The sequence below is a fragment of the Bacillus chungangensis genome, assembly GCF_030812995.1.
In the GTDB taxonomy this organism is placed as follows: Bacteria; Bacillota; Bacilli; order Bacillales; family Bacillaceae_C; genus Bacillus_CF; species Bacillus_CF chungangensis.
Genome location: NZ_JAUSTT010000003.1, coordinates 180,113 through 193,096, shown reverse-complemented (window position 1 = coordinate 193,096; position 12,984 = coordinate 180,113). Strand labels below are relative to the sequence as shown.

At 35.0% G+C, this 12,984-nt stretch carries 13 protein-coding genes; 9 read left to right on the top strand and 4 right to left on the bottom strand.

The features are described 5' to 3' along the window. Nucleotides 1-605 precede the first annotated feature (605 nt). The gene (locus J2S08_RS03995; protein WP_307226881.1) at nucleotides 606-1,346 is read right to left on the bottom strand and encodes a M23 family metallopeptidase; all 741 of its coding nucleotides are present in this window, start codon (nucleotides 1,344-1,346) and stop codon (nucleotides 606-608) included. Between the two features lie 864 nt (nucleotides 1,347-2,210). Here J2S08_RS03995 and J2S08_RS03990 point away from each other — a divergent pair. Further along, complete coding sequence (locus J2S08_RS03990; RefSeq protein ID WP_307226879.1) at nucleotides 2,211-2,894, top strand: RluA family pseudouridine synthase; 684 nt, start codon at nucleotides 2,211-2,213, stop codon at nucleotides 2,892-2,894. 363 nt (nucleotides 2,895-3,257) lie between these two features. Then, nucleotides 3,258-3,599, top strand: a complete 342-nt coding sequence (locus J2S08_RS03985) for a zinc ribbon domain-containing protein YjdM (RefSeq protein ID WP_307226877.1) — start codon at nucleotides 3,258-3,260, stop codon at nucleotides 3,597-3,599. A gap of 286 nt (nucleotides 3,600-3,885) precedes the next feature. Here the strand turns inward: J2S08_RS03985 and J2S08_RS03980 are convergent, their stop codons facing one another. After that, on the bottom strand, nucleotides 3,886-4,512 hold the full coding sequence (locus J2S08_RS03980; protein ID WP_307226875.1) for a YczE/YyaS/YitT family protein: 627 nt from the start codon (nucleotides 4,510-4,512) through the stop codon (nucleotides 3,886-3,888). A 2-nt stretch (nucleotides 4,513-4,514) separates the two neighbouring features. After that, on the bottom strand, nucleotides 4,515-4,955 hold the full coding sequence (locus J2S08_RS03975) for a GNAT family N-acetyltransferase (RefSeq protein ID WP_307226873.1): 441 nt from the start codon (nucleotides 4,953-4,955) through the stop codon (nucleotides 4,515-4,517). A gap of 108 nt (nucleotides 4,956-5,063) precedes the next feature. Between J2S08_RS03975 and J2S08_RS03970 the strand changes: the two genes are divergently transcribed. Continuing rightward, nucleotides 5,064-5,240, top strand: coding sequence for a hypothetical protein (locus tag J2S08_RS03970; protein ID WP_307226872.1), 177 nt, complete (start codon nucleotides 5,064-5,066; stop codon nucleotides 5,238-5,240). A 102-nt stretch (nucleotides 5,241-5,342) separates the two neighbouring features. Next, nucleotides 5,343-5,795: a MarR family winged helix-turn-helix transcriptional regulator gene (locus J2S08_RS03965; protein ID WP_307226870.1), complete on the top strand. Its 453-nt coding sequence runs from the start codon at nucleotides 5,343-5,345 to the stop codon at nucleotides 5,793-5,795. Between the two features lie 622 nt (nucleotides 5,796-6,417). Here the strand turns inward: J2S08_RS03965 and J2S08_RS03960 are convergent. Beyond that, entirely contained in the window at nucleotides 6,418-8,322 is a 1,905-nt protein-coding gene (locus J2S08_RS03960; RefSeq protein WP_307226868.1) for a BglG family transcription antiterminator, read from the bottom strand. Nucleotides 8,323-8,707: 385 nt separating this feature from the next. On the opposite strand from J2S08_RS03960, the gene J2S08_RS03955 reads away from it, so the two are divergent. From J2S08_RS03955 to J2S08_RS03935, 5 genes are all read left to right on the top strand, one after another. Continuing rightward, nucleotides 8,708-9,295: a YczE/YyaS/YitT family protein gene (locus J2S08_RS03955; RefSeq protein WP_307226866.1), complete on the top strand. Its 588-nt coding sequence runs from the start codon at nucleotides 8,708-8,710 to the stop codon at nucleotides 9,293-9,295. Between the two features lie 119 nt (nucleotides 9,296-9,414). Then, a complete protein-coding gene (locus J2S08_RS03950; RefSeq protein WP_307226864.1) occupies nucleotides 9,415-9,729 on the top strand; it encodes a PTS sugar transporter subunit IIB in 315 nt (104 codons plus the stop codon). 3 nt (nucleotides 9,730-9,732) lie between these two features. Beyond that, on the top strand, nucleotides 9,733-10,977 hold the full coding sequence (locus tag J2S08_RS03945; protein WP_307226966.1) for a PTS sugar transporter subunit IIC: 1,245 nt from the start codon (nucleotides 9,733-9,735) through the stop codon (nucleotides 10,975-10,977). Nucleotides 10,978-11,082: 105 nt separating this feature from the next. After that, the gene (locus J2S08_RS03940) at nucleotides 11,083-11,442 is read left to right on the top strand and encodes a PTS lactose/cellobiose transporter subunit IIA (RefSeq protein ID WP_307226862.1); all 360 of its coding nucleotides are present in this window, start codon (nucleotides 11,083-11,085) and stop codon (nucleotides 11,440-11,442) included. Next, a complete protein-coding gene (locus J2S08_RS03935; RefSeq protein WP_307226861.1) occupies nucleotides 11,439-12,872 on the top strand; it encodes a glycoside hydrolase family 1 protein in 1,434 nt (477 codons plus the stop codon). Before J2S08_RS03940 ends, J2S08_RS03935 begins: the two co-directional genes overlap by 4 nt. Nucleotides 12,873-12,984: the final 112 nt, after the last annotated feature.

Below are 12,984 nucleotides of genomic sequence, written 5' to 3'. Positions count from 1 at the left end.
TAACATCTCAAGCTAAATGTATATTTTTTTAGATTGGGGGGATTGGCTAGTAAAGATCAAACAGAATAAGAGAATACTTGCTAGAATAACATATAAAACTCATTTCACTTACTTTTTTAATACCAGAGATAAATAACAATTGGACGTGATCAATCTGCACGGAACTTTACTTTAGTGTGTTATTTACTTTTTAAAAAATTATTTAACTAATAGCAATAAAAGGAAGACCTTGGTCTTAGATCAAGGTCTATGGTATTCATTAGCCTTTTTATCCCACATCTAACTGGCAGGAAGACCCCCACCTCGGGGAGTAAGAGGAATCAGAAGCGCTAGGTTGGGGATAACTGAAAGACAAATGTCCGATTGGTTCGGGCCTACAGGATAAGGAAAGCTTCTTGAATCAACATCGCACGAAGAAAAAGTGCTCTTCTTTTTCGAGGACGTAGGTCACAAAGGCGTTGCAACAGGACAAGGAAAGCTTCGGCAGCGGTACATCGCACGAAGAAAAGCGGTTTCCTTTTCGAGGACGCCAGCGATCTTAGCCTTTGTTCTACTTCTTGTCTAGTGGGGGATGAGAGAAAATCCCCACTGATGAAAGTTTCACTTTATTTTTCACTAATAAATTCATTGTAAATATGATGCATATCGTTTTCCGACAAATCAAAATGATTCAAAAATTCACTTTGTACAGGGTTGTCAGTAGCATTTTTCCACTCTTCGAAAGCATCAATTCCTACATATTCAATAAGAAAATCGAAAATGGCTTCCTCTAGAATGAGATCCCCTTCATGATGATCGATTTCAAAATGGGAACTTACAGAGGACCATTTGGCATTCGGCCAAAATAACACCGGGTTAATTGTGTTATTTTTATTGAGGTCTGAGCCATTCATTTTATTGGCATTATTCACATCAAAATGTAAATGTGGCCCCGTTGAGTTGCCAGTATTTCCAGTAACTCCAATTTTATCTCCCCTTTTTACAGTATCGCCTGTCGAAACGGAATAAGAATTTAGATGAAGGTATCTGGCAGTTAATTTTTTGCCATTTGGATCTTTATCCTCAGATTCAATTACAACCCAATTACCTGCAGTTTCACTATAGCCTGCATATTTGACTTTGCCTTTACTAATGGAATAGGCTGGTTCTTTATCCACACCAATATCAATGCCTTTATGGAACACTCCTCCACGATCTCCATAAGGAGATGTAATCTTATAGCTTGTAGTAACATAATACCAACCTAAATCACCATAGTCGCTATCTTTTGCAAATGCTGTCAAAGGGATCATTGCCAAAACAAATGTTAGAACCGTTAAGGAAAAAATTTTTTTCATCATTTTCATTTTATAGACCTCCATTAAATTTATAATTGATAAACTAATTTTTGTTTATCGCAATAAAAAAAGTGCTTGTCCTCCTTTCTAAAAAAGCTGCTCTCTTCTAGTCATAAAAGAGTTTTCATGTATGTTCCCTAAAAGAGTGCAGAGACAATTTTCCGATGATGCCGTCATCTTACATGTCTTTTTTGTCTCATTTAAAATTGAAAACAAGAATAAAGATAATTCTTGCTACCAATCTATTAAGTAGACTATTTTTTCTATAAGAACATATAAAGATTGTTCATCCTAGTAGTTGAGAAGAATTCATTTCATTTATATAAACACCTTAAAAAACGTATTCGTTACGAATTATTTTAAAATTCTTAAAATATTTTCATATATTTTCTTTCCAACAATATATGGTGAATCTTCCCCTAATAGTTTGTATAGAACGACTTTCCAAAACCGACTTTTTTGCTAATTTTTAGTCGTTTCAACGAAACTTTCACGATAAAAACCGAACAAGAAATTAGAACGAACATTTATTTTCTTTTTGTAATGAAATCGAAGTGATTAGATCACCAACATTAAACTTAATTTAAAGAGGCTAAAAAATGAAAGAATAACTTTTTATAAAATGTTAAAAGAATATTATTTAAGTAACGCTTTTCTTTCGGAACGCAAATATTTATTTACTTCATGAACATTTGTACATATAAGAGAAAATCGTATGTGAACGTTGAAAACTTATTAGTTTATAAGAGGGGTAGTATGTCTGTTTGACAAGAGGAGAGGATGGAAAAATGGTGAGAGAATAGGAAAAACTTTAAATGTTTTCCAACTTGCGATACAATCGATGCAATATGTATGAAGGAGTCTTGGTATTACATGCAAATTTCTGTTCTATATGAAGACAATCATCTGCTTGTTGTTCAAAAGCCGGTGAATATCCCTGTGCAAAAAGACAGCACTGGAGATAAGGATTTGCTTACAATCTTAAAGCATGATTTAAAAATTCGCTATCAAAAGCCAGGCAACGTTTTTCTAGGGCTAGTTCATCGCTTGGATCGGCCTGTCGGCGGTGTGATGACGTTCGCCAAAACATCTAAGGCTGCTTCACGATTATCAGACGTCATTCGGAGAAGAGCGTTTAACAGAAGGTATTTGGCTGTCGTTAGGGGAACACCCCCAGCAAATAAAGGAGTCTTAGAACATTATTTAATCAAGAACAATCGAGAAAATAAAGTATACACTGTTCCAGCCCACTATAAAAATGCCAAAAAAGCGATACTTGAATACGAAACGATCGGCAAAATGAAAGACTTAAGTCTGCTTTCCATTCGACTATATACTGGCCGCCCCCATCAAATACGTGTACAGCTTTCCGCATTGGGATGCCCAATCTATGGCGATCAAAAATACGGAGTGAAAAATCGTCCAGGTCAACAAATAGCATTATGGGCTCATCAATTACAATTTGAACATCCAACCAAAAAGGAAGAGATAAAGATAGAGTCGCGTCCTCCGAGAGAGCATCCTTGGAATCTTTGGGAGGCTTTATATGATTCATAGAATGATTATGAGGTTGGGCACGCAGTAGATATATAGACTATATGAGCAACAATTTAAAAGTGCTTTAAATACTTTACACATTACCCTTGATTATTTGGTAAACTTTTTTTTTGCATTTCCAAATAATCAAGGTTAAGAAATAAATGTAAAATAAGATGTATTGCTTTTATTTACATGCCAAGAAAAACTGCCTCGCATGTAGGAAAGGTTGTCAATAAAAGAAAACTATGGCAGTATATAATCATATAAGGAGCTTCCTTGTATTTTTTTTGTACATTTCAAGTTCCTATTTGCCACGATATAAAGGAAATTGAAAATAATTTTATGTTAAAATGAACAACAATGAATGGAGGAAATAAACGAATGTCTGATTTTCCAAATTGTCCAAAATGTCATTCAGAGTACACTTATGAAGATGGGAATCTATTTGTTTGCCCAGAATGTGCTTATGAATGGACGTTAGAATCAGTAACTGAAAGTAGTGAAGACAAAAAGATCGTAAAAGATGCAAATGGAAATGTCTTAAACGATGGTGATTCTGTAACAGTCATTAAAGACCTTAAAGTAAAAGGCAGCTCATCAGTTTTAAAAATAGGAACAAAAATAAAAAATATACGTTTAGTTGATGGCGACCATAATATTGATTGCAAAATTGATGGTTTTGGCGCGATGAAATTAAAATCTGAATTTGTTAAAAAAGTATAAAAAAGTTAAATGACATTGAAACGAAAATATTTAATAGAATGCTCCCACAATAAAAACTAATGGAAGAATAAGGTTAACATACATAAGTAAAAAGAAATCTTTTATCCCACATCTAACTGGCGAGTCGAGACCGCCATCTCAGGGAGTAAGAGGAATCAGAAGTAAAGCTTTAACCAGACTAGAATGAGTGGCTGGAAGATTACTTCATTATTTGTAAAGCTACTTATTATAGATTCCGTCAAGGATTGTTCTCCCCAAGGGGCAGCAAATAGAATAGCCAAAGAAGCTAGTCTGCCTGCCCTTTTAAAGGGGAGAGTGTTAATGAATGATATTTTTTCATAAAATAATTTAAAATAGGTCCGCTTAAACAAACAGTGAGAATGGTACCAATGCCAATTGGTCCATTTAATATAATCGCAAATAATAAGAATGCAAGCGAGATGAGTGTTTTTGAATAAAGAATGCTCATTCCAGTGATATCTCGAAGTATTAACATAAAACGGTCAATTGGGATTGGCGCAAAATTGGCTTGCAAATAAATAGCAGTTCCTATTCCAATTACAATGATTCCGATAGACAAACAAGCAAGTTTACTTATTATTAGCTCAGGCTGTACGAAATGATGCAGCAAATAGAGCCATAAATCAATACCGAGGCCTGTGATAAAAGCTGTAAGCAAACATAGAAATTCTGGTCTTTTCCTTTGTAATAGGGCATTGCAAAAGATGAATAAAAAAGCCAATATGAATTCCCAGCTTCCAACTGTAAGCCCGACTCGATTTGATAGGCCAACTAGAACAGCATCAAAAGGGGAAGTTCCTAGATTTGATTGAATGGTAAACGAGATTCCTAGTGTTAAAATGATGATTCCCAGCACATACAGTATCAAAATCTTTTTATTTACCTTCATCATATTTATTTATCTGATAAATCTCTTAACATAACAAAATGTGGAATGCCATCTTCCATAAATTCGTCTGATGAGGTTTGATAGCCTAGTTTGTGATAGAATCCTTCAGCATGTGTTTGGCCATGCAGCTTCACACGAGAAATCCCTTTTTCTTGAGCAATTCCTTCCAACGTGTTAATGATGACTTTTCCAATCCCCAATTTCCGATAAGGCTGTAGGATGCAGATTCTCTCCAATTTGGCTACTCCATTCATAAATCTTATTCTTCCAGTGCCGACAGGCTGTTTATGATAATAGACGATCGTGTGTTCGGATTGGCTATTTAATTCATCATATTCGTCGAATTCATCTTCTAATGGAACACCTTGCTCCTTTACAAATACTTCTTTTCTAATATGAAAAGCTTTCTGTAAATCGTCTGGATTTGTTATTCTTTTAGATTCCAATGATCTTCAGTCCTCTCTGGATTTATCCCACATCTAACTGGCAGTAAGCCCCCCACCTCACGAGTAAGAGGAATCAGAAGCGCTAGGTGGGGGATAACTGAAAGTCAAATGTCCGATTGGTTCGGGCCGACAGGGATGTCGGTCACAAAGGCGTTGCAACAGGATAAGGAAAGCTTCGGCAGCGATACATCGCACGAAGAAAAGCGGTTTCCTTTTCGAGGACGTTGCGGCCTTAGCCTTTGTTCTACCTCCCATCAGTGGGAGATGAGAGAAAACCCCCACTGATGGAAGTTTCACTTTATTTACATAGAAGCGGCATACTTGACTTAAACGTTTTTAATAGTATAAGGTAAAATTGTTGCAAATGCAACAAAAAGGAGGGTCGCAATGAAGGAAATTCTTCGCGAAATTGGTATGATTGCAAGATGCTTGGAATCTATAAGCAACATAGAATTCAAAGAATTAGGACTATCAAAAGGCCAATATTTGTACCTTGTGCGGATATGCGAAAATCATGGAATCATCCAAGATAAATTGGCAGAAATGATAAAAGTTGATCGTACAACAGCCTCTCGTGCTATTAAGAAACTTGAAGCGCAAGGATTGATCAAAAAAAGAAATGACCCCGATAATAAAAAAATAAAGCGACTATATCCCACTGAAAAGGGAGCAGAAATATATCCATTCTTAAATAGAGAAGATGAACATTCTAATAAAGTTGCCCTCTCTGGATTTTCGCAAGAAGAAATAGACCTAATATATCATCTCATACGAAGAATGAGGAAGAATGTGGAGATAGATTGGGAGTTGGTTAAAAAAGGAAAAAAGAGGGAGTATTGAAGTTGCTGAAAATAATTCATTCTTTTTTGCAAGTCTTGTTAAAATGAAAAAAAGAAAAAGCCTGTTTTGATCAATTTATGCGAACAAACTTTTTCTTTTTTTCGTTTATCCACATCTAACTGGCAGTAAGCCCCCCACCTCGGGGAGTAAGAGGAATCAGAATCGCTAGGTGGGGAAAACTGCCAGCAAATGTCCGATTGGTTCGGGTCGACAGGATAAGGAAAACTTCTTGAATCAACATCGCACGAAGAAAAAGTGCGTTTCTTTTTCGAGGATGTCGGTCACAAAGGCGTTGCAACAGGACAAGGAAAGCTTCGGCAGCGATACATCGCACGAAGAAAAGCGGGTTTCCTTTTCGTTGCGATCTTAGCCTTTGTTCTACTTCTTGTCAGTGGGGGATGAGAGAAAACCCCCATTGATGGAAGTTTCACTTTATCAAAGTTTTTAAAATCAATTTTCCCTCGCATTATAAAAGAGGTTAAAATAAATTATTTATAAAGGCTACATATTAACACTTCTTTAAATACCCTTATCTAAAGAAGTTTGTTCCTTAAAATTTACTCTTGTTATCGGAAATAGATGATTGCTTTACTATTTAAGCTTCTGCTATGAATGATAAACTTTATATTTTCTCCATTAAATAAGCGATTTTGTTCATAAAGTCTTTATAATTAGTCGCTTTTGCTAATTCCTTTACATTTTCCCATTCAGATAATATATTGATAAAGCTCTCGAAAACGTTGCTAAATATATTTCGTTCTCTTTTATTAATTGCGATCATGGTGATGATTTGCACCGTTTCTTCTCCCCATTTTACTGGTTTATCATTAATAATGATGCAAATCCCTGTTTTTAATGCATCCATCTTCATAGAATGTGGAACTGCAACATAATTATTAAAAGCAGTTGAAGACATTTTTTCACGTTCTAAAACAGAATCACTGTAATCGGCATTGACATATTTCTTTTCATATAGCAGTTGCGACATATACTTAATATATTCTTCATGGCTTTTTAAATAAATATTTTTCATGAATAATTCTTCATTAAAGAACATTTCAAGGTAATTTTTAACCTTGATGATCGCTTTTCTTTCACTTAGCTTTAAAAGCTGATTTTGAATATGGTCATAATCGACTTCTGTTATATAAGGATGTACAAATATAGAAGGAATTTGTTCCGTTTTTATCGGAAGTGTCGTAATAATTAATTCAATATTATCTGTAAGTGTAAGATCATTTGCTTCTGCTGATATTTGAATAATTTCAATCGAACCTCGGAATTTATCCTCAAGTTTTTGAACAAGCTGCATTTGCATATCGTAATAATTAGGACAAACTACAGCACATAAAATTTTGTTTTCCAGCTCTTTTTTTCTTTCAAAAAAAGAGCCAATATGAAATGCGATATATGCAATTTCATCTTCTTTGATCACAATGTCTTCAATTTTTTGCATTTCATTAGAAATGAAAACAGCTATTTCATAAATTAACGGATATGAATCCTTTAATTTATAAGTTAAAGGATTTTTCGCGATTTGGTTATTTTTTGCTCTAAAGATTAAATTTCGAATATGGAGTGTAAATTTAACAAAAAATTCATCATCGTATATATCAATATAATAAGATTCATGTACTTTATCTAAGAGAGCTTTTGCAAGCTGAACATAATGTTCATCAAGGTAATTTGTTAAAGTTTCTGGAGTTAACGACTTAAAATTTAAAATCGTCGTTTTACTAGATAGCAGTAGAACCAAATAGTATCTTTCAGCTTCATTAAAAGTAATGTTATACTGCTTTTCAATTATCTCAGCAATATCTTTAGCAGCATTCATTTCTAAATTGCCTTTTAAATTTTTTAATTGTAAGTTTTGGGTAACGGTATTATTTTTTTTAATTCTGTCGATTGTAATAACTAAGTGCAATAAAATATTATTCATTGTATATTCATTGACAAACAAGTTATACCTACTTAATATTGAAACGATATTCTCTTTTAAATGTGATATATTGTATTCTTTATATGCCGCTTGCACTGTTTTCATACTTAAAAAATCTCTAGATGTTTCTTGTGAAATAATATGACTCATTAACTTTCGCTTCGCTGTTTCATTTCCAATTAATGTTATCCTATCTTTTTTATGCCTAATTTTTAAATGAAAGGGCTTTATGATGTTATTTGCATTTACCACATCGTTTTCAATTGTTGAAATACTAACAAATATTTTTTCACTTAAGTCAAAAATATCTAATCCTTCGGTATGAATAATAAGCTCCTTCAGAATTATATTCATTCGTTTGGAAGGTGTATCGTTGCTGATTGAAAAAGAACCTTTCTCTTTCCAATTACTTAATTTATATCCCTCTTGCGATGAGGATATCAGTTTCTTTTCTTTATTAATTTCATTCACATAATTGCGTATAGTTCTAGTAGATACTTTAAGATAACTTGCTAGATTGCTTGCAGTGCTCCAGCCATTTTGCGATGCTAAATAGTTAAGAAAAGCATCTTTCTTTTCTTTTTTCATACCACATCCTCCTTAGAGTATAGGCATTTTTTTATTCCTCAATCTAACTGGCAAGTCAAGCTCCTTGCCATCTATTCCGTTTCTGCTTAAAAATCTGATTGGCTCAGATGCGCAGAATAAGAAAAGCTTCTTCAATCAGCATCTCACGAAAAAAGCGTTTTCTTTTTTGCAAGGACACCGCCATTTAGGTTGAGAGGGATAAGAGAAAACCCCACTGATGGAAGTTTCACTTTATCATATCCTATCTTAATTATAATATTATTTATAAAAATAGATATCGTTCAAAAATTTCCTAGGGGTAGGAAATTTTTTTGTTGGCGTGGATATATGTATCATGAAATACTCTCTTTCAAATATGTAAAATGAAGAAGAGAGGATATTGGAAATGAAAAGTATCTGCTTAAAATACGGATTAGTCGTTATCGGAACCATCATTACTGCTTTTGGGGTCGCGCTTATCTTAATAGCAAACATTGGGGCAGACCCGATTAGTACATTTTTATTAGGATGGCTTCAGTTTATCCCTATTAGGTTTGGCACTGCCAGTCAGTTGTTTAGTGTTTCTCTATTAATGATTAATTATTTATTGGATTCTAAAAATATCGGGGTAGGCAGCATCATTTATAGTGTCGGCTGCGGCTTTTTTATTAATATGTTTTTAACATTAAACTTCTCTTTTATAGCATTTATTCCTAGTATTATCATGGCATTAGCAGGAGTGATCGCTTTTAGTGGAGGGATTGCCCTTTATCTTTATACAAATACTGGAGCGGGGCCGCTTGAAGGCCTCATGATTTACTTTTCGGAAAAGCGATGTGTTTCGCTTAAATCAACTCGGATCGTATTGGATGCTTTATTAGTAGTGATTGGGATTATGCTTGGGGGGAAATTCGGTTTAGGAACGTTCCTATGTATTTTCCTAACAGGCCCTCTTATTGAAATAACACTTAATAGGTTGAATAGAGCAAGATGATGTTTCTATATCTAAAAAGTTTCCTAAGGGTAGGAAACTTTTTTGTTGGCTATGTATTTTTTGAAATGCCATACTAAAAGTACAAAAAGAGTACAACTCAATTCAAGGAGGAAATGACAATGAAAAATGTTCTTTTAATTTGTGGCGCAGGTGCATCAAGTGGCTTTATGGCTCAAGCAATTCGTAAAGCAAGTAAGAAAAGGGGTATCGAGATGTCGGTCCAAGCCAAAAGTGAATCACAGCTCGGGGAGTACTTGGATAAAATAGACGTGTTATTGATAGGACCGCATCTTAAATATATGGAGAATGAATTGGAAGAAAAAGTAAGTGCTTATCATATTAAAGTCGCAATTATTCCTCAAAATGTTTATGGAACGCTTGACGGCAACAAAGCAGTGGATTTGATTATGGAATTAATTGAAACGGAGGGGTAATCAATAATGGATAGAATTATGAAATTCATGAATGAATCTTTTACTCCTAAGGTAAATAAGATCACGAAAAATGTTTGGGTTTCATCGATTCAAGATGCAGTGATGACCATTCTTCCATTAATACTTGTAGGGTCGCTCGTTACCATTATTTCTTTATTAAATGAAATGTTTACATGGATGCCTGACTTTTCATTAATCAATACATTTACATTTGGATTATTAGGATTATTTGTAGCGTTTCTTGTCCCTTACTTCATTATGGAAAAGAAGAAATTTGACAATAAAAAGTTGATAGCGGGTGCAACTGGTATATCACTTTACCTTTTTTTATTGTCGCCAGTAATGATTGAAGGAGGAAAAGTACAATTTATACTAGAGCGTTTTGGAGCAACAGGGATGTTTCTTTCCTTGATTGTAGGATTATTTGTCGGGTTTGTGTTAGTGCTATTCTCTAGGTTCTCCTTTTTCTCTGAAGATTCTACGATGCCCGACTTTATTATTACTTGGTTTGATACTTTAATTCCAATTACACTCATTATGCTAGTTGGATGGTTAATAGGAGTCCAAGGCAATATTGATTTCTTTGATGTCATATTAGCAATTTTTAAACCATTATCTAATATTGTTCAAAGCTACCCAGGTTTTGTCCTGTCAGTATTTATTCCAGCCTTTCTCTATACATTTGGTATTAGCGGCTGGGTAATGATGCCAGTTATATATCCAGTGTATCTATCAGGACTCGCAGAGAATGCAAGTGTTGCAGCTGCGGGAGGAACCCCTTCAAATATTGCGGTAATGGAGACACTTTATGCTTTTACTAGTATGGGAGGGATGGGGACGACATTGCCATTGGTGATCATGATGGTTCTATTTGCCAAATCGATGCGCTTGAAAGCGATTGGGCGTGCAACTATCGTTCCCTCTATTTTTAACATCAATGAACCATTAATATTTGGTGCGCCAGTAGTATTTAATCCATTCTTAATGATTCCATTATGGTTATGCGCGATTATTATTCCAAGCATCACCTATTGGACATTGCACTTAGGGTTAGTCAGTATTCCTACGAAGACATTTATGTTGTGGTATATACCATTTCCGATATCTTCCTACTTAGCAACTCAAGACTGGAGAGCCATTATTCTGGCTGCTGTTCTATTCGTCGTAGCCTTTGCTATTTTCTTCCCATTCTTTAAGGCTTATGATATGCAGGAAAAAAAGAATGAATTAAACGCTGCTGATGAATAACAGAGGGTAGGAATAACTCATTTTAGAAAATAAAAAGAATGAATATTCATTAAATTAAAATTACTATCAAACTAAAAGTTTGAAACGATGATGAGGTGACATACAATGTCAGATAAAGAAAATGAATTAGAAGCATTAAACATGTTGTCCATGCAAATGATCCTACACGCTGGTGATGCACGAAATGATATTATGGAAGCTTTAAAGTTTTGTGAAGAAGAAAATTATGAGAAAGCGGAGGAATTATTAGAGAAGGCAGACAAAGATATTGTTGCTGCACATAAATTGCAAACACAAACCGTTCAAAAAGAAGCAAGGGGGGAAGATGTCACATTCTCTTTATTATTTGCCCATGCCCAAGATACGCTTATGACAGTGAAAAGCGAGTGGGAGATTGCGAAGCGAATGATGCGTATTTTCAAGCGTATTGATGAAAAAATTGATGGAAAGAAGGTTATCAAATGAGTCAATATCAAAATGGATTTCCGGATCATTTCCTTTGGGGCGGTGCTGTTGCAGCTAATCAATGTGAAGGGGCTTTTGACGTCGGCGGAAAAGGGATGAGCCTTGCAGATGTTCATCGCTACGATCCCGATCAGGATATAACGAAGCATGATTCAGATGTTACCCTGGCACAGGTAAAGGCAGCAATTGAAGATAAAATCGGCTATTATCCAAAAAGACATGGCATTGACTTTTACCATACGTATAAAGATGATTTGAAATTACTAGCTGAAATGGGCTTTAAGACATTTAGAACATCGATCGATTGGTCACGTATATTTCCAAATGGAGATGAGCTAGAACCGAATGAAGAAGGTCTTGCATTTTACGATCGTTTAATTGATGAAATACTACATCTAGGCATGGAGCCAATCATTACAATGCTTCACTATGAGACTCCACTTAATATTACGTTGAAATATGGAGGGTGGCACAACCGTAAAGTAGTGGACATGTTCACGCGCTACGGTGAAGTGTTATTAAGACGCTATCAAGACAAGGTCAAATATTGGATTGTGATCAATCAAATTAATTTAATGTACCATGAGTCTTTTAACTCTGTAGCGATTTGTAAAGATCAAGTAGAAAATGTAGATGAAGCAAAATACCAGGCGATTCATCATCAGTTTGTCGCATCTGCTATCATTGTAGAAAAAGCTCGTGAAATCAATCCGGATATGAAGATTGGAACGATGCTTGCTGACTGTACAGCTTATCCAGAAAGCTGCGATCCAGATGATGTTGTCATGGCGCTAAAACGGAATCGTCTACAATATTTCTTTACAGACGTCCAATTTAGAGGAGAGTATCCTGGATACATGAAGCACTTTTTTGCGGAAAATAATTATGACATTAAAGTAGAACCTGGCGATGCAGAAATTCTCAAGAAAAATACAATGGACTACCTAGCGATATCTTATTACTATTCTTCTATGGTGTCTTCGAAAAATAGCATGAATCCAGCAGACACAAGTAAGAATCCCCATCTTAAAGCAAATCCATGGGGATGGGCAATCGATCCAAAAGGATTATATCATGCATTATGCCAGTATTATGATCGCTATCAAGTACCTCTTATGATTGCAGAAAATGGCTTAGGAATGTATGACAAGCTGGAAGATGGTACAGTCCATGACGATTACCGGATTTCCTATTTATCACAACATATTGCTCAAATGAAAGAAGCAATAAAAGATGGAGTAGAAGTATTTGCTTACTGCGCTTGGGGGCCAATTGATATTGTAAGCTGTTCCTCAGCTGAAAGGGAAAAGCGTTACGGATTCATATATGTTGATCTCGATAATCTTGGCAATGGAACAGGGAAAAGAATGAAAAAAGATAGCTTTTATTGGTATAAAAATGTGATAGCAACAAACGGCAAAGAACTTTAATGAAATGAATGGCGGATAAGCTGGCAAAGTTTTTTATTCCATAACCAACTGCCAGTAAATGTCCGATTGGTTCGGGTCGACAGGATAAGGAAGTCTTCTTGGATCAGCATTG

Bases quoted from the DNA above. Each gene is read 5' to 3' on its own strand.
- J2S08_RS03950 (WP_307226864.1), top strand. From the start codon at position 9,415: ATGAAAAATGTTCTTTTAATTTGTGGCGCAGGTGCATCAAGTGGCTTT.
- J2S08_RS03955 (WP_307226866.1), top strand. From the start codon at position 8,708: ATGAAAAGTATCTGCTTAAAATACGGATTAGTCGTTATCGGAACCATC.
- J2S08_RS03960 (WP_307226868.1), bottom strand. From the start codon at position 8,322: ATGAAAAAAGAAAAGAAAGATGCTTTTCTTAACTATTTAGCATCGCAA.
- J2S08_RS03940 (WP_307226862.1), top strand. From the start codon at position 11,083: ATGTCAGATAAAGAAAATGAATTAGAAGCATTAAACATGTTGTCCATG.
- J2S08_RS03995 (WP_307226881.1), bottom strand. From the start codon at position 1,346: ATGAAAATGATGAAAAAAATTTTTTCCTTAACGGTTCTAACATTTGTT.
- J2S08_RS03990 (WP_307226879.1), top strand. From the start codon at position 2,211: ATGCAAATTTCTGTTCTATATGAAGACAATCATCTGCTTGTTGTTCAA.
- J2S08_RS03985 (WP_307226877.1), top strand. From the start codon at position 3,258: ATGTCTGATTTTCCAAATTGTCCAAAATGTCATTCAGAGTACACTTAT.
- J2S08_RS03970 (WP_307226872.1), top strand. From the start codon at position 5,064: ATGTCCGATTGGTTCGGGCCGACAGGGATGTCGGTCACAAAGGCGTTG.
- J2S08_RS03965 (WP_307226870.1), top strand. From the start codon at position 5,343: ATGAAGGAAATTCTTCGCGAAATTGGTATGATTGCAAGATGCTTGGAA.
- J2S08_RS03980 (WP_307226875.1), bottom strand. From the start codon at position 4,512: ATGATGAAGGTAAATAAAAAGATTTTGATACTGTATGTGCTGGGAATC.
- J2S08_RS03935 (WP_307226861.1), top strand. From the start codon at position 11,439: ATGAGTCAATATCAAAATGGATTTCCGGATCATTTCCTTTGGGGCGGT.